We start from the raw sequence: 18,665 nt of genomic DNA, 5'->3' as shown, positions 1-18,665 counted from the left end.
CTCAGACTTCGCGCAGCGTGCCGGTCATGTCGTGCTTGATGTCGGCGTCGGTCCGCAGCGTGTTGTCGATGACCTTGCGCAGCCTGGTACCGGCGTCGGTGACCTCGCCGCCGAGCCGGGTGCACTGGGTCAGCATGCCCGGGGGGCCGTCGCCGCGGAAGTGCGCCTCATGGAAGGCCCGGCCCTCCGCGCCGCCGCCCCACGGAGCGCTCGCCAGGCACTCCTCGACCTGGGCCACGCGTCGCCGCAGCCCTCGTTCCAGGTCCTCGGCCATCGTGGACCATGCGGAGATCCCCCGGTCCACGATCGGCTTGGCGACGTACGCGCCTTCCCACCACTCGTTCACCTGTTGCCCTCCATCTGATCGGTGAGCCGGGCCATGACGGTCTCGAGGTCGCCCTCGAGGTGCGCCCTGAACTGCTCCGGCGGGATCACCGGCGCGAAGATCTCGGCGATCCGGTCCTGTGCCTTGGCGGCCGCCCGCTGCGCGGTCTCCGCGATGGTGTCGGCGAGGTGACGGGCGTCGGGACGCCGGAAGACGCGCGGGTCGAGGTCGAGCCGGACGAGCTCGCCTCGTGCGCCGACGGTCACCGACACGAGGCCGTCGCGCGACGTCTCGGTCACCTGGACGGCCTTGGCCCGGGCGTGCATCTCCGGCCCTTCGTCCTGCAGCCGGTTGAACATGTCGCGCAGTTCGTCGGCGTACGCCCGCATCGCGGCTACGTCCGGCCTGTCCGATGCGCCGCCCATAACCCTCCCGTAGCCGTCCTGCCTCTTACAACACAGGTGCCTGACGAGTAAGTTTCCGTCACATGAACACCATGAAACAAGTCTTCACCCTAAAAGTGATGATTCTGGACAGTGATGGATACGGGTTCCTCCCGGAGTCCGTTCACCTCTGACCGGGCCACCCAGCGGCGGTACACCCCCCGTTCGACCCGGTCCAGCCCCAGTTCGCGCGCGGTGATCGCGGACCCGCCCAGATACTCGATCAGCAGCCGTTCACCTTCCTCGTCGTGCACCAGGAACGGCTCGTCCCGCCAGCGGCACACCGTCGTCACGAGGTGCAGCGACTCGCATTCGGACGCGGGCACCGTGCGTACGTGGCAGCCGGGCTCGACCTCCTCGAAGCCGTCCAGCGGCTCTGCGCTGCGCAGGCGTACCCACAGCTCGAAGGCGTGCGGCTCCGGGCTGGCCGGGTAGTCGGCGCCCCGCCAGCGGGCCCGGTACGCCGCCCCGCGCGTCATGACCTCGTCCCGATCAGCAGCCAGCGCCGCAGGTCGCCGTGGTAGACGGCGTGCCGGTGCTCGGTGCCCTCGAAGGTGAGCTCCCAGATCTCGGCGCCGTGCGGCAGGCCGACGCCGTACACCTTGTACTCGCGGATCACGCTGTCCACGCTGGGCACCAGGCCCATCCCCACGAATGGCGGCTCCTCGACCACCCAGCCCGCCACCGCCTCCCGCCCCTCCTCGTCGATCCCGCCGTACGGGGTGCGGTAGAGGTCGAGGCCCACCGGCCGCCAGCGCAGCATGTTGAGGGAGCCGTCGCCGGTCAGCAGGTCCGGCCGGCCCAGCGCGGCGGCGAGCACGGCGGGCGTGGCGATGTGCGAGACGTCCAGCGCGTGGTGGCAGTAGCCGGACACCCGCGGCTCGCCTCCGGTCAGCAGTGCGTGGATGTCGCCGGGCCCGAGCAGCTTCTGCATCACGGGCACGCCCGACTCGGGGTCGATCCGAAGGTCCTGGACCAGCGTGGGCACCGCCAGCCGCGCCACCGCGCCCGACTCCAGCGTGAACGCGACCTCGAGCCCCGGATTGACCGCCAGCCCCCACCTCAGGTCCGGCCAGCCGGCCGCCAGCTCGGTCATCGTCACGATCCGGCAGTGCGTGGCGGCGCCGCCGGTGGCCAGCGTCATCGCCTCGACCGAGGTGTAGGCGAGCAGCCACGTCCGTTCGGCGTCGGCGGCCGTCGCCCAGGCGGGCGCCTCGGTGCCCGCCGCCGCGGCGGCGGTGATCGGCAGGGCCAGGTCGGCGCCCCGCAGCAGGCTCAGGCACAGCGCGCGCCGACCCTCCCGGTACGCCTCCCACAGCCGCTCCTCGAACGGACCGGCCGGTGTGTGATCATCGACCCTCATTCGCCCATTCTTGCCCTTGACCGGCGCAATGCCACAGACCGGGCATTGACCTGGAGTGCACTCCAGCAGACAAGGTGGGACCCATGCAGAACGCCATGAGAACGCGCGCCATCGGAACGCGCCAGGTCGGGGCCATCGGACTGGGCGCCATGCCCATGTCGGTGACCGGTCACATGCCCGACGAGTCCCAGTCGATCCGCACCCTTCTCGCGGCCCTGGACGCCGGTGTCACCCTGATCGACACGGCGGACGCCTACACGCCCTCACATGACGACGTCGGCCACAACGAACGCCTGGTCGCCCGGGCCCTGTCCCTCTGGGCGGGCGACGCCGGCACCGTGCTCATCGCGACCAAGGGCGGGCACACCCGTACGCCCGGCGGCTGGGACGTGGACGGGCGGCCGTCGTACCTCAAGGAGGCCTGCGACCGCTCGCTGAAGGCCCTCGGTGTGGACAGCATCGGTCTCTACCAGCACCACCGGCCCGACCCGAAGGTGCCGTACGAGGAGACGATGGGCGCGCTGAAGGACCTGCACGACGCCGGCAAGATCCAGATGGCGGGCATCTCGAACGCCGACCCGGCGCAGATCAGGCTCGCGCACGACATCCTCGGCGACCACCTGGTGAGCGTCCAGAACGAGTATTCGCCGCGCTTCCGCTCCAGTGAGCCCGAGATCGACGTCTGCGCCGAGCTCGGCCTGGCCTTCCTGCCCTGGTCGCCGCTGGGCGGCATCGGGCGCACCGGGGAGCTGCACGAGCGCAACGCCGCCTTCACCGCCATCGCCGAGGCCCGTGGCGTCTCCCCGCAGCAGGTCTGCCTGGCGTGGGAGCTGGCCCGCAGCCCAGTCGTCATTCCCATCCCGGGCGCCAGCCGCCCGGAGACCATTCTCGACTCCGTCGCCGCCGCCAGCCTGGAGCTGACCGAGGAGGAGCTCACCCGCCTGGGCTGACGGATCAGGCGGGCAGGTAGGGCGCCAGGTCCGTGACGTGGCACAGGGCGAGATCGGTGCGCGGGAAGTTCGATCCGTCGAGCTGCAGGAAGATCTCGCCCAGCCTGCGCACCGCGGCCCAATGGACGCCGGCTCTCGTCAGCTCCAGCTCGACGCTCTCGCCGTCGATGGAGACGGCGACGTGCTCCAGCGGGCCGCCCTCGCGGATGCGTTCGGCCAGGTCGGTGATCCTCCGGGCGTGACCGTAGGCCTCGCTCGGCCGCGAGGGGGCGCCGGCCACGCGCCGGGCCAGGTCGTAGGCGGCGTTGATGCGCACGACGCGGGCCGACGACGGCGCCCGGTAGCTGCTCACGCTGAGGTCGGCCGTTCGCGAAAGGCGATGCGTCAGCGACAGCCTCTCGGTGAGCAGGCGCGCGTCCGCGGTGCCGGCATTTCGCAGCCGCACTCCGCCGATTCCCCGCTCCCCTTTCCATTCGGGAGAAAGGCCATAGAGGGGAAGGTCGCCGTCTCGATACCAGCGAATCACATCATCGGATTGCCGAAGGCCTGTCATGCCCTTCACGATACGCCCGGACGGCGCCCCCATGGCCCGTCACGCAGGGCTTTCGCGGCGAGAGTGGGACCCGGGTCTCGCGCTCCAGCGAAAAACTCAATTTTCCCGTCGCACCATGACCAAACAGCGGAAATACATTCAGCGAAATCCCAGGGCCGCTGGGCCCCGACCGCGATGGTGAATTCCTTGGTCAGTGGCATGCCCCGTTTGTCGTGATCCCGGAGCCGCCCGGTGCACGCCTGCCCCGTCGTCACCCGGGATGTGGGCGCTCCCGCAGGCCACGGCGTGCCCGAACTCGTGCATGACCAGCCCGTGCACGTCGATCACCGGGCCGGGGTCGCTCTTGTGCCGGTCCTCGTCCGCGAGCGCGAGTGTCAGCCCGGCCGGCGCGATGGCGGCGCAGGTCCTTCTCATGCGGCTCCTGTCAGTTCTTGATGCCGGTGAGCGTGACGCCTTCGATGAAGTAGCGCTGCAGGAAGAAGAAGAGCGCGATGATCGGGGCGATGACGGCGGCCGAGGCGGCCATCAGGTAGCCCCACTGGGTGAGGAAGACGCTCTGGAAGGAGGCCAGGCCGAGGGAGAGCGTGTACTTCTCCTCGTCGTTGAGGTAGAGCAACGGCCCGAGGAAGTCGTTCCAGGTGCCGATGAAGGTGAAGATGGTCACGACGACGATCGCGGGCTTCGACAGCGGCATGACGATCGTCCAGAAGACCCGCCAGGGCGAGGCGCCGTCGATGTAGGCGGCCTCGTCCAGCTCGAACGGGATCGTCAGGAAGAACTGCCGCAGCAGGAACACGTTGAACACCCCGCCGCCCGCGCCGGCGAACCAGCTCGGCACGGTGAGCGGCAGGAAGGTGTCGAGCGCGCCCAGCTCCTGCCACATGACGAAGGTCGGGATGAGCGTCACCGCGTACGGCAGCATGACCGCGCTCAGCAGCAGCGCGAAGACGACGTCGCGGCCCCGCCAGCGCAGGCGCGAGAAGCTGAAGGCGGCCACCGAGCAGGTCAGCACCGTGCCCAGCACGCTGACGACGGCGATGATGACGGTGTTGACGAAGTACAGCCAGAACGGCTGGGCGGTGAGCGCCTCGCCGAAGTTCGACCACTGGAACGGCGACGGGATCCACTCCGGCGGCGCGACGAACATCTGGGCGTCCTGCATGAGCGCGCTGCGCACCAGCCAGACGAAGGGCAGCAGGGTCGGCACCGCCCCGGCGGCCAGGGCCGCGTAGATCAGCGCCTTGCCGTACCTGCGCGGCCGGCGCAGGCCCGCGACCGGGGCCACCCGGCCAGGACGCGACCTGTCGCGCCGGGGCGCCTCGACCGCGGTCATCGGGCACCCGCCATCTCGTAGTAGACCCAGCGGCGGGCGTTCCTGAACATCAGGAACGTGATCACCACGATGATCATGAACAGCACCCAGGCGAGCGCGCTGGCGTAGCCCATCTCGCTCTCCCTGAACGCGATGCGGAACAGGTAGTAGACGTAGAACAGGGTGGCGTTGTTCGGGCCGCCCTCGGTCATCACGTACGCCTGGTTGAAGACCTGGAAGGTGCCGACCACGCCGACCACCAGGTTGTAGAAGATGGTCGGCGTCATCATCGGCAGCGTCACGTGCCAGAAGCGCCGCCACGCGCCGCCGCCGTCGATCGAGACGGCCTCGTACAGGTGCTTCGGCACGCCCTGCAGGCCGGCCAGGAAGATCACCATGGTGTTGCCGAAGCCCCACGTGCTCATGATGACCAGCGACGGGATGGCCGTGGCCTCGTCGTAGATCCACTGGCCGGACGGCAGCCCGGCCTGGCGCAGCAGCGAGTTGAGCAGCCCGAAGTCGGGGTTGAAGATCCAGATCCAGAGCACCACGTTGGCGATCGCGGGCACCAGCGTCGGCAGGTAGAAGATCGTCCGCCAAAGGGACAGGCCGCGCACCTTCTGGTTGAGCAGCATGGCGACGGCGAAGGACACGATCAGGACCAGCGGTACCGCCCCGAGCGTGTAGTACGTGGTCGCGCTCAGCGACGTCCAGAACAGCTCGTCGGCGGCCATCGCCGTGTAGTTGTCCAAGCCGACGAAGGAGGGCGTGCCCCCGATCTGCCAGTCCGTCAGGCTGAACACGAACGAGGCCACCATCGGCCCGGCCGTGAAGATCAGGAACCCGAGGATCGCGGGCACCGCCATGAGCAGACCCCAGCGGCGCTCCATGCGACGCTGGCCGGAGATACCGGCCATGTCAGAGCGCCTGCGTGTGCTGCCAGCCCTGCAGCATGCCGGTGATCTTCGGGACGGCCGCCTTGAGCACCGTGGCGGCGGGCTCCTTGCCGGACTCGATCTGCTGCAGGGCGGGGGTGAGCACGTCGCTGGAGATCGCGGACAGGTTCTTGACCCGGTTGCGCAGGTCGGGCACGCCATGGTCGCGCGCGTAGTCCACGACCGCGGTCCGGAACTCCGGCGGGTGCCCGTCGTTCCTGGTCCAGGAGTCGATGGCGGCCTGGTCCTCGTAGTACTTCCGCTCCTGCGGCATCCACAGGCCCTGCCTGTAGAGGTCGACGTACTGCGGGTCGATGTGGAAGGCGAACAGCTCGACCGCCTCCTCCACGTTCTTGGTGCCGCTGAACACCGACGACGCGCCCGCGACCTGCGAGGTGGTGAACGGGTCGCCGTACGTCGGGAGCACGCCGATGCCGTAGTCGACCTTGCTCTCGTTCATGTCGAGCAGCGCCCAGTGGCCGTCCACCACCATCGCCACCCGCTTGGTCTTGAGCAGGATGTTGGTGCCGGGCACCTCGTCGCCCGTCGCGGCGAGTTGGCCGGGGCCGGGGGCGACGCGGTGCTTGTAGATCAGGTCCTGCAGGTTCTGCAGCACCTCGATCGCCTCGGGGGTGTCCAGCAGGCACTTCCTGCCCGCCTCGTCGGCGAAGTCGCCGCCGTTGCTGCGCAGGAAGCCGTACCAGGCCGCGGTGTAGGTGAGGCTGACGGAGATGCCGAACTGTCGGACCTGCTTGGGGTCGAAGCCGGACTCGTCGGGGTGCCTGCCGTTCTGGTCGACGGTCAGCTTGTACGCGTTCTCCAGGAGCTGGTCCCACGACCAGGCGGAGGAGGCCACCGCGGGCGGCACGGCGACGCCGGCCTCGGCGATGGCGGCCTTGCTGTACCACAGCAGCTCGATCTCGTTGGCCGTGGCCACCCCGTGCAGCTTGTCCTGGCCGTACCAGAGGTAGGCGTCCGGTAAGTAGCCGGCGAGCTGCGGATACTTCCGCAGGTACGGGAACAGGTTGACCAGCTTGCCCTGCTCGGCCAGGCGGAACGACATCGACATGGGCACGTAGCCGAGGTCGGGCGTCCTGCCGCCGGCGACCAGGGTGTTGAGCTTGACGTCGTACTCGTCGGGGGTGAAGACCGGCTTCACCTTGATCTGCGGTTTCTTCTGCTCGAAGGCCTTGAGCATCTTCTCGACGGCGGCCTTCTCGAAGGTCGAGCCCCAGTACATGAACTGCAACTGCGTGGCCCCCGGCGCGGCGGCCCCGCCCCCCGATCCACAGGCCGCCGCGGCGGCGCCCAGGGCGGCCAGGCCGCCCATCCGGAACAGCTCTCTTCTCTTCATCTGCGCCTTCCTTACACGAGGGGTATCCAGACCCGCATGAGGCCGCCGTCCCGGTTGTCCCACTGGTAGTAGGGGACGGCCGTGGCGGTGGCCGGCGCGTGGTCGCGGAGGTCACCGGAGGCCGTCGTGGCGGTCGTGGCGGTCGTCGCCGCGTACGGCGGCTCCCCGGGCGGCGCGGGCGGCAGGCGTACGGCCTCCGCCTCGATCAGCACGGTCCTGCCGACGCCCGGCAGGTCGCGCTCCACGGCGCGCAGCCGCGTGCCCGGGACGAGCGCCAGGTCGTCCAGGCCGGCCTCCTGGTCGATCTGCTCGAAGCAGTAGACGAGCGGGCCGCGCTCGATCGCCGCGCACCCCCGGAGCGCGTCGATCCTGCGGTGCGGAAGGACGAGCCGGGGGGTCAGGTCCAGGTCGATGGTGAAGGTCTCGCCGGGCTCCCAGTCGCGCCGGATCCGGGTGTAGCCGTTGTCGTCCGGCGTGAGCGCGCCGGGCGGGCTCCAGGCGGGGATCCGCAGCTTGAGCGTCCACGCGCCGCCGGGCGTCTCGCGCACGGTGAAGCGCACGCGGCCGTCCCACGGGTAGTCGGTCTCGACGTCGAGCGTGACGCCGCCGGCCCGGATCGTGCCGGGCATGTACTGGTGGACGGACAGCCCTTCGGCATCGGCGGTGGCGACGTAGTGGCCGAGCGAGGAGATCAGGCGCATGATGTTCGGCGGGCAGCAGGCGCAGGCGAACCACTCCCGCCGCCGGCCGAGGTAGGCGTCCTCGAACAGGTCGGCGCGGCGCTGGAGCGGGTTGACGTAGAAGAAGCGGGTGCCGTCGGCCGAGGTGGAGGCGGCGAAGGCGTTGTAGAGCGTGCGCTCGATCAGGTCGGCGTACCTGCCGTGCCCGGTGGCCAGCAGCAGCCGCCAGTTCCAGTGGATGCTCGCGATGGCGGCGCAGCTCTCGTTGTAGGAGCGGTCCGGCGGCAGCTCGTAGCGCTCGCCGAACGCCTCTCCGTCGTGGCGGGAGCCGTGGCCGCCGGTGATGGCGGTCTTGGTGGCGACCAGGTCCTCCCAGCGGCGTACCGAGCACTCCAGCAGCGACTCGTCGCCCGTCTCCAGGTAGACGTCGACGATGCCGGCCTCCAGGTAGAGCTGGCGCACGGCGTGCCCGACGGCGGTGCCGGCCTCGCGTACGGGCAGGTGGTCCTGGGCGTAGAGCGGCCCCATGCCCTTGTCGGCGATCAGCCCCTTGCCCCGGTTGTCGATCAGCTTGGCCGCCAGCTCCAGGTAGGACCGCTCCCGGGTGAGCCGGTACAGCTCGACCAGGGCCGTCTCCACCTCCGGATGCCCGTCGATGCCGTCGTCACCGTCGCGCAGGAACCGCTGGACCAGGTGGTCGGCGAACCGGCGCGCCACCGCCAGGAGCTCCTCGCCGCACCCCGCCCGCGCCGCGGCCACCGCCGCCTGGAACAGGTGACCGGCGCAGTACATCTCGTGGCTGTACTCCAGCTCCTGGTAGATCAGGTCCGGCTTGACCATCTGGTAGTGGGAGTTCAGGTAGCCGTCGGGGCGCTGCGCGCGGGCCAGCAGCGCGGCCGACTCGGCGATGAAGGCCGGGTAGGCGTCGCCGGGCAGCCGGCACTGCTCCCAGGCGACCGCCTCGAGCTGCTTGTACAGGTCGGAGTCCTGGAAACGGTAGCCCTGGAAGGTTCCCTCACCCTCCCCCGCCGCCAGCCGCAGGTTGGGGACCGCCCCCGAGCGCTCCATCTGCTCGAGGCCGAGCGGGATGCTGTGCTCCCTGTTGATCCGTTGCCAGCGCCCGAACGGGCCCCCATGGATCTCCACGTCGTCGATGCTCAGCGGCCACTGCGCCCCGGTCGAAGGTGCCAGCGGACCACGGACGAAGCCTGACATCGTGCTCCTCGAAAGCCGAGAACGGTTTCTCGCCCGCAATGTAAGATGTCACACAGCACTAGTCAATAGATCGCGATGTGCGGGCCGAAAACCTTTTCTGAAACAGCGCCTTACTTCGAACTGTACAGATGCAGTGGGGCCCTTGACAGACTCCTGACAGGTGGGCTTTGCTTCCGAAAACCTTTTAGCTCTTTCGCAAGGAGCCCCCCATGAAGGTTCTCGCGGCCATCGCCGCCATGCTCGCGTCCTTCCTCTTACCGGGCCTCTCACCCCCGGCCCACGCGGCCCCCACAGCGCAGGTGATCGACCTGTTCGGCCGGAACGTCAACGGCTACGGCGTCAAGCTGGTGGACTGGCAGGGCTACCTGGCCAACCCCTACGTCGAGCTCACCGTCAGGCCCCCGTCGGACGTGCCGTTCCCGGTCGGCATCGACCTCAAGGCCGAGGGCACGTCGCGGCTGATGATGGACCTGCCGAGCCAGCTCACCGCCACCGGCGCGACCAAGACCCTGACGTTCGCGAACGCGAACGAGCAGAAGATCTTCCGCCTGGCCATCCACTCCAAGCGCGGCCCCGGTGAGGACGAGCAGTACACGCTGCGGCTGACCATCAGGGCCGCGGGCGGGGCGTCGTACCAGCAGTCCATGCCGATCTTCGTGCAGCAGGACGAGAAGACGGCGCTGCAGCCCACGCTGCCGATCGCCTTCGACTACCGCTACGACGACATCACCGGCTACTTCTCGAACCAGGCGTTCCGCACGGCCTCCGAGGAGGCGGTCAAGGACTGGTTCCGCTTCTTCGACATGCAGCCCTTCGACACCGTGGCCGCCGGCGCCGAGCCCAACCACCTGCCGGGCAACGACTGGCAGAACACGATCAACGTCACCAACAACAGCGCCTACAACGGCATGTACGTCTACTTCAGGGGCATCCAGACCCCGTACTCGACCGGCTACCCCGCCAACAACGGCCGCTACAGCACCCGCGACGGCCAGCAGGTGGCCGGCCCGCTGCACCGGTCCACCGCGATGATCTTCGAGTACGACGAGGCCGGCAAGCAGCTCTTCACCTCCCTGGCCGACGAGGACTGGTACCGGACCGAGATCCAGGGCTCGGTGCTCGACGTGCACGGCCTGGTCATGCACGAGTACGGCCACGCCGTCGCCTTCCACAGCGACTGGGCCGGCATGCGCTCCTACGTGGCGAACGGCGGCAACGACCCCGACGTGGTGGAGTACCAGGGCCGCGCGGTCCCGCTGGACGGCAGCTACCACATCCCCGGCGACCAGCCCAGCTGGGACCGGCTGAGCGGCCAGAGCGGCGGCTGGACCCACCTGTTCCCCACCCGCAGGTGGATGCTGACCAAGCTCGCCCTGCTCGTGGCCGAGAACGCCGGGTGGCGGCTCAACCGCAACCTGACCCCGTTCCTTAAGCCGTCGATCACCACCGCCTCGCTGCCGCAGGCCACGCCGGGCACCGCCTACCAGCAGCAACTGGCCGCGAAGGGCGGCGTGCCGTTCTACGACTGGCAGGTCACCGGCGGCTCGCTGCCCGCCGGGCTGAGCCTCGACCGGTTCACCGGCGCCATCACCGGCACGCCCACGTCGGCGGGCAGCACCTCGACGTTCACGGTCCAGCTCAGGGACTACGACCGGCTCAGCGCCCCGGTGACCAGGGCGTTCACGCTCACGGTCGGGAGCGGCGGCGCCGTGAACCTGGCCGGCGGCGCGACGCCGTCCGCGTCGTACACCTCGCCGTGGGAGAGCGTCGCGGCGCTGAACGACGGGATCGACCCGCCCTCCTCCAACGACACGGTCAACCGCCGCTGGGGCACCTGGCCGCAGACCGGCACGCAGTGGGCCGAGCTGACCTGGCCGTCGGCCCAGACGCTGCGCTCGGCCGAGGTGTACTTCTTCGACGACAACGGGGGCGTGCGCCTGCCGGCGTCGTGGAAGCTGCAGTCCTGGAACGGCAGCGCGTACGTGGACATCCCGGCCACCTATTCCAGGAACCTCAACGCCTACAACCGGGCGACCTTCACCGCCGTGACGACCGGCAGGTTGAGGGCCGTGCTGCAGAGCGGCACCGGTTCGGTCGGGCTGCTGGAGGTGAAGGCCTACGCCTGACCTTGTGGCACGCGGGCGCCAGGACCGGCCTGGCGCCTGATTTACAACGCTGTAACGAACTCGCCGGACGCTGTTTACAACGTTAGATACAACGATGTACAACGGGGCATCACCACACGGGCAGGAAGTGATGCAAGATGTCCCTGGATAACCTCACCCGGCGGCGCGCTCTCGGTCTCGGCCTCGGCGCCTTAGTTCTCACCGGATGCGGAGGGGGCGGCGGCCCGCGGCAGCAGGCGGCCCAGCAGACAGGCGCGCAGGCGACGGCCGCCCCGACGTCCTACACGGGCCCCGCGGTCTCGCTCGCCTTCTGGAACGGCTTCACCGGCGGCGACGGCCCCTTCATGAAGAAACTGGTCGAACAGTTCAACAGCGCTCACCCGAACATCAAGGTGACGATGAACGTCTACCAGTGGGCCGACTACTACGCGAAGGTCCCGGCGGCGGTCGCCGCGGGGCAGGGTCCCGACCTGGGGATCATGCACGTCGACAGCGTGGCCACCAACGCGGCCCGCCAGGTGGTGCTGCCCCTCGACGACGTGGCCAAGGCGCTCGGCCTGACCGAGGCCGACTTCTCGCCGCCAGTGTGGCAGGCGGGCGTGTACAAGGGCGCGCGCTACTCCATCCCGCTCGACGTGCACCCGCTGGGCATGTTCTATAACAAGAGCGTCCTGTCGAAGGCCGGGCTGGACCCGGAGAGCCCGCCCAAGACCGGCGAGGAGTACCTGGCCGCGCTCGAGGCGCTGAAGAAGGCGGGCGTCCAGGGCCACTGGGCCACGCCGTTCCCGTTCACCGGCAGCATGCAGTTCGGCAGCCTGCTCTACCAGCACGACGGCGCGCTGTTCGCCGACGACGCCAGTGTCTCCCGCTTCGCGGAGGAGCCCGGCGTGCAGGCGCTGACCTGGCTGGTCGAGCTGGTCAACAAGGGCTACAGCCCCAAGAACGTGGGCCAGGACGCCGACTTCATCGCCCTGCAGAACGGCAAGGCCGCCTTCAACTGGAACGGCATCTGGTCGATCAACACCCTGCGCGAGGCCAAGGACCTGCAGTGGGGCGTGGCGCCGCTCCCCCAGATCGGTACGAAGCCCGCGGCCTGGGCCGGCTCCCACCAGTTCGTCGTCTTCAAGCAGCGGGCCGCCGACCAGAACAAGCTGGCCGCGGCCAAGGTCTTCATCAACTGGATCGGCGGCCACTCGATCGAGTGGGCCAAGGCCGGCCAGGTCCCCGCGCGCAAGTCGATCCGCGACGGCGCCGAGTTCCAGGGGCTCAAGGAGCAGGCCGCGATCGGCTCCCAGATCGACCACCTGTACTTCCTGCCGTCCGTGGCCGGGATCGGCGACGCCTCGGCGGTCGTGGACCAGGCCATCAACGCGGCGATCCTGCTGAAGAAGAGCCCCAAGGACGCCCTCACCGAGGCGGCCGCCAAGGCTGACAAGATCCTCGAGCAGAACCGGAAGAAGTACGGCGCCTGATGGCCACGATCACCGCCAAGGCCTCCCGGACCGGGACGGCGTCGCTGTCCTGGAACGGGCGGGCCACCCCCTACCTCTTCCTGGCGCCGTACCTGGTGCTGTTCTGCGTGTTCGTGCTGGCCCCGGCGATCTTCGGAATCTGGGTCAGCCTGCACGACTGGGACTTCCTGCTCGAAGGCAAGCCGTTCGTCGGGCTGGACAACTACACCGCGCTGCTCGACCCGGGCTCGGCCGTCTACGCCGACTTCTGGATGTCGATGCGGGCCACCGGGATCTTCACGCTGTTCAGCGTGCCGTTCCTGGTGGTGCTGCCGCTCGGGATCGCGCTGCTGCTCAACCGGCCCTTCAGGGGCAGGACGTTCTTCCGCGGGCTGTTCTTCGCCCCGTATGTGCTGGGTGTGGCCGTGGTCTGCCTGATGTGGCGGCTGCTGCTCGACCCGAACCTCGGGCTGATCGACTCGCTGCTCGGCACCGACATCGCATGGACGACGTCGACGCCCTGGGGGTGGGTCGCCCTGGTCGGCGTCACCGTGTGGTGGACGATCGGCTTCAACGGGGTGATCTACCTGGCCGGTATGCAGGACATCCCGCGCGAGCTGTACGACGCCGCCAAGGTGGACGGCGCCGGCCGGTGGGCCGAGTTCCGCCACGTCACGCTGCCCGGGCTGCGGCCCGTGGCGCTGTTCGTGGTGACGACGACGATCCTGGCCTCGGCCAACATGTTCGGGCAGTCGTACCTGCTGACCCAGGGCGCGCCGGGCGGCGAGACCAGGACCGCGATCGTCTACATGCTCGACGTGGGGCTCAGCCAGTACAAGATGGGCAGCGCCTCCGCCATGAGCTACGTGCTGACGCTGGTGCTGATCGTTGTCAGCGTGCTCAACTTCCGGCTCTTCAGGGGGCGCTCGTGAGGCGTTACACCGCCCTGCTCGCGCTGGCCGTGGTCTTCGTGGCGCCGCTGCTGTGGGCGCTGGGCACCTCGCTGAAGAGCAAGTCGGAGGCCACCCGGGTGCCGCCCACGCTGTTCCCGGCGGAGCCGACGACCTCGGCGTACGGGACCCTCTTCGAGGGCACCACGCAGACGCCGGTGCTGCGCTGGTTCGTCAACAGCCTGGTCGCCGCCACCGGGCACATGGTGCTCGTGCTGGTCGTCTCGTCGCTGGCCGCGTACGCGCTGGCCCGGCTGGAGTTCCGGGGCAAGGGGCTGATGTTCGGCCTCATCGTGGGCACGCTGCTGGTGCCCGGGTTCGTCTTCCTCATCCCCTCGTTCCTGATCGTCGACCAGCTCGGCTGGCTCGACAGCCTGGTGGCGCTCATCGTGCCGGGCGCGGCGGGGGCGTTCGGGGTGTTCTTCCTGCGGCAGTTCTTCCTCGGCCTGCCGCGCGAGCTGGACGAGGCGGCGCTGCTCGAAGGCGCCAACCACTGGCACATCTTCCTGCGGATCACGCTGCCGCTGTCGCGGCCCGCGCTGGCCACGCTCGCCGTGCTGAGCTTCCTGAGCAACTGGAACGACTTCATCTGGCCGGTTTTCGTGATCTTCAGCCCCGACTACTTCACGCTGCCGCCCGGCTTGTCGATCCTTCAGGGCGCGTACACGATCGACTATCCGGTGATCATGGCGGGCGCGGTGCTGGCCAGCGTGCCCGTGCTGATCCTGTTCGGGCTGACCCAGCGCTACGTCATCGAAGGCATCTCCCGCAGCGGACTGAAAGGCTGACATATGCGTATAGCAGTGGTCGTGTCACTGCTCGCGTCGTTGTTCACGAGCCCCACCACCTACGACAACCCGGTGTCCGAGCCGTTCGCCGACACCTTCGCCGACCCCGCCGTGATCCGCGGGCTCGACGGCTACTGGTACTCCTACGGCACCTCCGACCCGCTCAACGAGGGCGAGGGCAAGCACCATCGGCTGCCGATCGCCCGCTCCAGCGACCTGGTCGACTGGACGTACGTCGGGGACGCGTTCGGCGAGGACGAGCTGCCGCCGTACGCGGCGCCGGGCAGCCTGCTGTGGGCGCCCGACATCCGCTACCTCGACGGCCGTTACGTCATGTACTTCACCGTCACCAACACCACCAGCACCCCGCACCAGTGGGACTACTCGATCGGCGTGGCCACCTCGCCCACGCCGACCGGCCCGTGGACGCACGGCACGGCCCCGGTGATCCCGCCGCGGCCGTCCGGCGACTCCTACTGGAACACCATCGACCCCACCCAGTTCACGGACGTGGACGGCAAGAAGTACCTCTACTTCGGCGGGTTCTTCGGCGGCCTGTGGGTGACGGAGCTGACCGCCGACGGGCTGAGGACCGTGGGGCAGCCGGCGCAGGTGGCCATCGACAACAAGTTCGAGGGCGCGTACGTGGTCCGGCGTGACGGCCACTACTACCTGCTGGCCTCGTCGGCGAACTGCTGCGCGGGGCCCACCACCGGCTACTCGGTGCTGGCGGGCCGGGCCACGAGCCCCAAGGGCCCGTTCCTGGACCGCGAGGGCCGGCCGCTGCTCGCCTCCCGCGCCGGCGGCACCCCGGTCGTGGCCCAGAACGGCAACCGCTGGATCGGCGTCGGCCACCACGCCCAGCTCACGGACCTGGCGGGGCAGGACTGGATGCTCTACCACGGGATCGACAGGTCCGACCCGTTCCTGGACCAGCCGTACGGGATCAACGAGCGGCCCATGCTGCTCGACCGCCTGGACTGGATCGACGGCTGGCCGGTCGTGCGCGCGGGCGCGGGGCCGTCCGAGCGCTCCGGTGCGGCGCCGGTGACGCGCGGCTCCGTGCACGAGGGCTTCTCCGGCGACCTGTCGGCCTGGCGCGACACGAACGGCTGGTCCGTACGGGACGGCCACGTCGCCCACACCACGACCGGCACCACGACCGGCACCACGACCGGCACCACGACCGGCACCACGACCAGCACCACGACCAGCACCGCGACCGGCACCTCCACGCTCACCGCCAGGCTCGGCGTCGGCGGCGACCTCCGTGCCGAGACCGACCTCCGGCTCCCGGGCGCCGCGACCGGTTCGGCCGGGTTGCGGGTGGGGCAGGCCACCGCCGTCGTGTCCGAGGGCGGCCTGACCGTCACGGCGGGCGGGCAGAGCCGTACGGCGCCGCTGCCCGGCGGGGCCGCCACCTGGCGGAACCTGGCCGTCACGGTCAAGGACCGCACGATCACGGCCGAGGTCACCTCGGCCCGGCTCGGCGACCCCCAGGCCACGGTGCGCCTGGACGCCCGCGTCCCGCTGTCGGGCACGTTCGGGCTGGTCGCCGAGGGAGCGGCCGACTTCGACAACGTCAGCGCGGCCACCCTCACCAAGCCGGTGACCCGCCTCGCGCCGGTTCCCCAGCCGGGCCGGCTGCTGGCCACCGACGAGTTCGACGGCCGGGGCGGCGGCTGGCAATGGGTGCGCCAGGACCCGGCCGCCAAGGTCACCGAAGGCGTGCTGAGCTGGCCGGTGCAGAACTCCGACCTGGTGGGCACGGCCAACACGGCGGGCGTGCTGCTGCGTGACGCGCCGCAGGGCGACTACATCGTCGAGACCAAGGTGAGCCTGGACCTGGGCGAGGACACCGTCCGCAACTACCAGCAGGCGGGGCTGGTGGCGTACGTGTCGGACGACGACTTCGCCCGCCTGTCCCAGGTCGCCATCTGGAACACCCGCCAGGTCGAGTACGGCAGGGAGCTGCGCTTCGCCGACCGCCTGTCCTACGGCGGCAACATCGCCGGACCGCCGGAGCGGACGACATGGCTGCGGCTGGCCCACCGCGTCGATCCGGCCAACGGCGAGCACGAGTTCCGCGCCGGCTCCAGCCGGGACGGCAAGACGTGGACGTGGGCCGGCGTCTGGACGTTCCCGAAGGGCACCACGCCGCGCATCGGCCTGGTCGCCCACGGGGGCGCGCAGCCGCCGGTGAACGCGGAGTTCGACTACGTCCGCGTCTATCGCAGCCGGTAGAGGAAGTCGTCGGCGAGCCGGTCGGTGTAGTCAGGCCCGATCGGCTCGCCCGTCACCAGGACCCGGTAGTAGAGGGGCCCCACGAGGCGGTCGGTCTCGGCGGCCACGTCGAGGCCGTCGGGCAGCTCGCCCCTGAGCGCCGCCCGTTCCAGCGGCAGCCGGTCGCGGCGGCGCTGCTCGTCCAGATAACGCGCCCGGAAGTCGGCCGCGAACACCGGGTCGTGCTGGGCCTGCGCGATCAGCGCCCTGACAACGGCGCCGGTGTCGGTCCGCGTCAGGATGTGGGCCAGCCGCCCGAGGTAGGCGCGCAGGTCGAGGGCCAGGTCGCCGTGGTCGGGCGGGGTCAGCTCCTCGGTCATGTCCTGCAGGAACGCGTCCATGAGCACCTCGGTCTTGGTGCTCCACCAGCGGTAGACGGTCTGCTTGGAGACCCCGGCGCGCGCCGCGATGCCCTCCATGGTGACTCCCGCGAACCCCTTCTCCGCGAGCAGGTCGTCGGCCGCCTCCAGCACGGCCTGCCGGGCCTCCTCGCTGCGCCCGTGCCGGTTCCCGTGGTGACGCCGCCCCGCCGTCTCCGTCATCCCCGCATCATAATGCCCTCTAGAATAGACAGGACGTTGCGTCTACCCTAGAGGGCATGACCAACACCTACACGCTCACCGACCCCAGGGTCGAGAGCGCACTCAGCAGGATGTTCACCGCGTCCGCGCACGACGACGCCACCGCCGCGCGGTCCTACGCGCGGCATCCCGGCGGCTTCGCGGCGATGACCACCGAGGAGCAGGCCGAAGCCGCCGCCGAGGTCTACATGCCGATCTCGGCCGACGGCGGCAAGCTGCTCTACGGCCTGGTCCGGACCACCCGGCCGGCGACGGTGGTGGAGTTCGGCACCTCGTTCGGCATCTCCACCCTCTATCTGGCCGCCGCCGTGCGCGACAACGGCAGGGGCCACGTCTACACCACGGAGCTCAGCAAGGACAAGATCGCCGCCGCCCGCCACACCTTCGCCGAGACCGGCCTGGACGACGTGATCACGGTGCTGGAGGGGGACGCCCGTGACACCCTCGCCGGCCTGGGCGCCGACTTCGTCCTGCTCGACGGCTGGAAGGAGCTGTGCCTGCCGGTGCTGCGGCTGCTCGAACCGCGGCTCGCCCCCGGCACCACCGTGGTGGCCGACGACGTGAACCTCGCCGGCCTGCGTCCCTACCTGGACTACGTACGCGACCCGGCCAACGGCTACCACAGCGTGACCTTCCCCGTGGAGGACGGCATGGAGCTCAGCCAGCGGCTGTGACCCGGCGCGTCACAGGCAATAGGGCACGAGCCACCTGTCCGCGTCGTAGACGTCCCGGGCCGGGTCCGGGACGGTGGCCGGGCGCTCCTCGACCGTGTCCTGAAGGCGGACCCGGTCGGGAAGGCGGGTGAAGCGGTCGCGGCGCGCCGCCTCCGGTGGCGGGGTCACGCGGCCGACGCGTGGATGGTGACCGGGATGTTGCCCCGGGTGGCCTTGGAATAGGGGCAGATCTGGTGGGCGCGGGCGCCCAGTTCGTCCGCGGTGCGCTGATCCACGCCGCCGAGCTCCAGGTCGAGCACGGCCGCCAGGCCGAACTCCCCGTCATCACCGTGGTTCAGCGTCACCTCGGCCCGGATGACGGCGCTCGTCAGCCGCACCCCGCGCTCCGCCGCCGCCCTCCTGACCGCGCCCAGGAAGCACGCGGACCAGCCCGCGGCGAACAACTGCTCGGGGTTGGTGGCCCCGCCGGCGCCCCCGAACTCCTTCGGGATCGCGAGGCCGGTGTCGAGGAGGCCGTCGGCGGCGGCGACGCGGCCCCCGTTGCGGCCCTCTCCGGTGGCGGTGACGACTCCGGTGTAGCTGACAGCCATGGTGTTCCCTTTCCGACGCTCACATCACCTGTTCAACTGGTGACGATGCTGGCAGCATTGGTCGTCACCTGTCAAGCCGGTGACGCTAGGTG

20 protein-coding genes are annotated in these 18,665 nt (G+C 70.0%); 7 read left to right on the top strand and 13 right to left on the bottom strand.

Features of this window, described 5'->3' with window-relative positions:
* Window position 1 precedes the first annotated feature (1 nt).
* From AB0I15_RS15035 to AB0I15_RS15020, 4 genes are all read right to left on the bottom strand, one after another.
* On the bottom strand, window positions 2-346 hold the full coding sequence (locus AB0I15_RS15035) for a hypothetical protein (protein ID WP_358094934.1): 345 nt from the start codon (window positions 344-346) through the stop codon (window positions 2-4).
* Window positions 343-750, bottom strand: a complete 408-nt coding sequence (locus AB0I15_RS15030) for a YbaB/EbfC family nucleoid-associated protein (protein ID WP_358094932.1) — start codon at window positions 748-750, stop codon at window positions 343-345. The genes AB0I15_RS15035 and AB0I15_RS15030 overlap by 4 nt, the downstream gene beginning before the upstream one ends.
* Window positions 751-839: 89 nt before the next feature.
* The gene (locus AB0I15_RS15025) at window positions 840-1,247 is read right to left on the bottom strand and encodes a hypothetical protein (RefSeq protein WP_358094930.1); all 408 of its coding nucleotides are present in this window, start codon (window positions 1,245-1,247) and stop codon (window positions 840-842) included.
* Window positions 1,244-2,131 (bottom strand): SseB family protein, encoded by an 888-nt coding sequence (locus AB0I15_RS15020; protein ID WP_358094928.1) that lies wholly within the window; start codon window positions 2,129-2,131, stop codon window positions 1,244-1,246. Before AB0I15_RS15020 ends, AB0I15_RS15025 begins: the two co-directional genes overlap by 4 nt.
* A gap of 83 nt (window positions 2,132-2,214) precedes the next feature.
* Between AB0I15_RS15020 and AB0I15_RS15015 the strand changes: the two genes are divergently transcribed.
* Window positions 2,215-3,081 carry an aldo/keto reductase gene (locus AB0I15_RS15015; protein ID WP_358094926.1) on the top strand — a complete coding sequence of 289 codons (867 nt, stop codon included), beginning with the start codon at window positions 2,215-2,217 and terminating at the stop codon, window positions 3,079-3,081.
* A gap of 4 nt (window positions 3,082-3,085) precedes the next feature.
* On the opposite strand, the gene AB0I15_RS15010 is transcribed toward AB0I15_RS15015, so the two are convergent.
* The 6 genes from AB0I15_RS15010 to AB0I15_RS14985 form a co-directional block, all read right to left on the bottom strand.
* Window positions 3,086-3,526: a hypothetical protein gene (locus AB0I15_RS15010; protein ID WP_358094924.1), complete on the bottom strand. Its 441-nt coding sequence runs from the start codon at window positions 3,524-3,526 to the stop codon at window positions 3,086-3,088.
* A 246-nt stretch (window positions 3,527-3,772) separates the two neighbouring features.
* Window positions 3,773-4,048, bottom strand: coding sequence for a hypothetical protein (locus AB0I15_RS15005; protein ID WP_358094922.1), 276 nt, complete (start codon window positions 4,046-4,048; stop codon window positions 3,773-3,775).
* Window positions 4,049-4,058: 10 nt separating this feature from the next.
* Window positions 4,059-4,967 (bottom strand): carbohydrate ABC transporter permease, encoded by a 909-nt coding sequence (locus AB0I15_RS15000; protein ID WP_358094920.1) that lies wholly within the window; start codon window positions 4,965-4,967, stop codon window positions 4,059-4,061.
* Entirely contained in the window at window positions 4,964-5,863 is a 900-nt protein-coding gene (locus AB0I15_RS14995) for a sugar ABC transporter permease (RefSeq protein WP_358094918.1), read from the bottom strand. Before AB0I15_RS14995 ends, AB0I15_RS15000 begins: the two co-directional genes overlap by 4 nt.
* Before the next feature lies 1 nt (window position 5,864).
* The gene (locus AB0I15_RS14990; protein ID WP_358094917.1) at window positions 5,865-7,235 is read right to left on the bottom strand and encodes a sugar ABC transporter substrate-binding protein; all 1,371 of its coding nucleotides are present in this window, start codon (window positions 7,233-7,235) and stop codon (window positions 5,865-5,867) included.
* Window positions 7,236-7,246: 11 nt separating this feature from the next.
* Complete coding sequence (locus AB0I15_RS14985) at window positions 7,247-9,130, bottom strand: beta-L-arabinofuranosidase domain-containing protein (RefSeq protein WP_358094915.1); 1,884 nt, start codon at window positions 9,128-9,130, stop codon at window positions 7,247-7,249.
* A 209-nt stretch (window positions 9,131-9,339) separates the two neighbouring features.
* On the opposite strand from AB0I15_RS14985, the gene AB0I15_RS14980 reads away from it, so the two are divergent.
* The 5 genes from AB0I15_RS14980 to AB0I15_RS14960 all read left to right on the top strand — a co-directional run bounded on the left by AB0I15_RS14980 (window position 9,340) and on the right by AB0I15_RS14960 (window position 16,689).
* Window positions 9,340-11,256 carry an Ig domain-containing protein gene (locus tag AB0I15_RS14980; RefSeq protein WP_358094913.1) on the top strand — a complete coding sequence of 639 codons (1,917 nt, stop codon included), beginning with the start codon at window positions 9,340-9,342 and terminating at the stop codon, window positions 11,254-11,256.
* Window positions 11,257-11,393: 137 nt separating this feature from the next.
* Window positions 11,394-12,728, top strand: a complete 1,335-nt coding sequence (locus AB0I15_RS14975; protein WP_358094911.1) for an ABC transporter substrate-binding protein — start codon at window positions 11,394-11,396, stop codon at window positions 12,726-12,728.
* Window positions 12,728-13,639 (top strand): sugar ABC transporter permease, encoded by a 912-nt coding sequence (locus AB0I15_RS14970; RefSeq protein WP_358094909.1) that lies wholly within the window; start codon window positions 12,728-12,730, stop codon window positions 13,637-13,639. Before AB0I15_RS14975 ends, AB0I15_RS14970 begins: the two co-directional genes overlap by 1 nt.
* Window positions 13,636-14,445 (top strand): carbohydrate ABC transporter permease, encoded by an 810-nt coding sequence (locus AB0I15_RS14965; protein WP_358094907.1) that lies wholly within the window; start codon window positions 13,636-13,638, stop codon window positions 14,443-14,445. The genes AB0I15_RS14970 and AB0I15_RS14965 overlap by 4 nt, the downstream gene beginning before the upstream one ends.
* Before the next feature lie 21 nt (window positions 14,446-14,466).
* Window positions 14,467-16,689 carry a family 43 glycosylhydrolase gene (locus AB0I15_RS14960; protein ID WP_358094905.1) on the top strand — a complete coding sequence of 741 codons (2,223 nt, stop codon included), beginning with the start codon at window positions 14,467-14,469 and terminating at the stop codon, window positions 16,687-16,689.
* Here AB0I15_RS14960 and AB0I15_RS14955 read toward each other — a convergent pair.
* Window positions 16,674-17,270 carry a TetR/AcrR family transcriptional regulator gene (locus AB0I15_RS14955; RefSeq protein WP_358094903.1) on the bottom strand — a complete coding sequence of 199 codons (597 nt, stop codon included), beginning with the start codon at window positions 17,268-17,270 and terminating at the stop codon, window positions 16,674-16,676. The genes AB0I15_RS14960 and AB0I15_RS14955 overlap by 16 nt on opposite strands.
* Before the next feature lie 56 nt (window positions 17,271-17,326).
* Between AB0I15_RS14955 and AB0I15_RS14950 the strand changes: the two genes are divergently transcribed.
* Window positions 17,327-17,983, top strand: coding sequence for a class I SAM-dependent methyltransferase (locus AB0I15_RS14950; RefSeq protein WP_358094901.1), 657 nt, complete (start codon window positions 17,327-17,329; stop codon window positions 17,981-17,983).
* Window positions 17,984-17,992: 9 nt separating this feature from the next.
* Here the strand turns inward: AB0I15_RS14950 and AB0I15_RS14945 are convergent, their stop codons facing one another.
* Both AB0I15_RS14945 and AB0I15_RS14940 read right to left on the bottom strand, forming a co-directional pair.
* Window positions 17,993-18,151, bottom strand: a complete 159-nt coding sequence (locus AB0I15_RS14945; RefSeq protein WP_358094899.1) for a hypothetical protein — start codon at window positions 18,149-18,151, stop codon at window positions 17,993-17,995.
* The gene (locus AB0I15_RS14940) at window positions 18,148-18,573 is read right to left on the bottom strand and encodes an organic hydroperoxide resistance protein (protein ID WP_358094897.1); all 426 of its coding nucleotides are present in this window, start codon (window positions 18,571-18,573) and stop codon (window positions 18,148-18,150) included. The genes AB0I15_RS14945 and AB0I15_RS14940 overlap by 4 nt, the downstream gene beginning before the upstream one ends.
* Window positions 18,574-18,665 lie beyond the last annotated feature (92 nt).

It is taken from the genome of Nonomuraea sp. NPDC050643, assembly GCF_040654715.1.
Classification (GTDB): Bacteria; Actinomycetota; Actinomycetes; order Streptosporangiales; family Streptosporangiaceae; genus Nonomuraea.
The sequence above is the reverse complement of the archived record's forward strand: the minus strand, read 5'-3'. Positions and strand labels throughout refer to the sequence as shown.

Bases quoted from the DNA above. Each gene is read 5' to 3' on its own strand.
- AB0I15_RS15000 (WP_358094920.1), bottom strand. From the start codon at position 4,967: ATGACCGCGGTCGAGGCGCCCCGGCGCGACAGGTCGCGTCCTGGCCGG.
- AB0I15_RS14990 (WP_358094917.1), bottom strand. From the start codon at position 7,235: ATGAAGAGAAGAGAGCTGTTCCGGATGGGCGGCCTGGCCGCCCTGGGC.
- AB0I15_RS14980 (WP_358094913.1), top strand. From the start codon at position 9,340: ATGAAGGTTCTCGCGGCCATCGCCGCCATGCTCGCGTCCTTCCTCTTA.
- AB0I15_RS14955 (WP_358094903.1), bottom strand. From the start codon at position 17,270: ATGACGGAGACGGCGGGGCGGCGTCACCACGGGAACCGGCACGGGCGC.
- AB0I15_RS14985 (WP_358094915.1), bottom strand. From the start codon at position 9,130: ATGTCAGGCTTCGTCCGTGGTCCGCTGGCACCTTCGACCGGGGCGCAG.
- AB0I15_RS14975 (WP_358094911.1), top strand. From the start codon at position 11,394: ATGTCCCTGGATAACCTCACCCGGCGGCGCGCTCTCGGTCTCGGCCTC.
- AB0I15_RS14940 (WP_358094897.1), bottom strand. From the start codon at position 18,573: ATGGCTGTCAGCTACACCGGAGTCGTCACCGCCACCGGAGAGGGCCGC.
- AB0I15_RS15025 (WP_358094930.1), bottom strand. From the start codon at position 1,247: ATGACGCGCGGGGCGGCGTACCGGGCCCGCTGGCGGGGCGCCGACTAC.
- AB0I15_RS15020 (WP_358094928.1), bottom strand. From the start codon at position 2,131: ATGAGGGTCGATGATCACACACCGGCCGGTCCGTTCGAGGAGCGGCTG.
- AB0I15_RS15005 (WP_358094922.1), bottom strand. From the start codon at position 4,048: ATGAGAAGGACCTGCGCCGCCATCGCGCCGGCCGGGCTGACACTCGCG.
- AB0I15_RS15030 (WP_358094932.1), bottom strand. From the start codon at position 750: ATGGGCGGCGCATCGGACAGGCCGGACGTAGCCGCGATGCGGGCGTAC.
- AB0I15_RS15015 (WP_358094926.1), top strand. From the start codon at position 2,215: ATGCAGAACGCCATGAGAACGCGCGCCATCGGAACGCGCCAGGTCGGG.
- AB0I15_RS14995 (WP_358094918.1), bottom strand. From the start codon at position 5,863: ATGGCCGGTATCTCCGGCCAGCGTCGCATGGAGCGCCGCTGGGGTCTG.
- AB0I15_RS14950 (WP_358094901.1), top strand. From the start codon at position 17,327: ATGACCAACACCTACACGCTCACCGACCCCAGGGTCGAGAGCGCACTC.
- AB0I15_RS14970 (WP_358094909.1), top strand. From the start codon at position 12,728: ATGGCCACGATCACCGCCAAGGCCTCCCGGACCGGGACGGCGTCGCTG.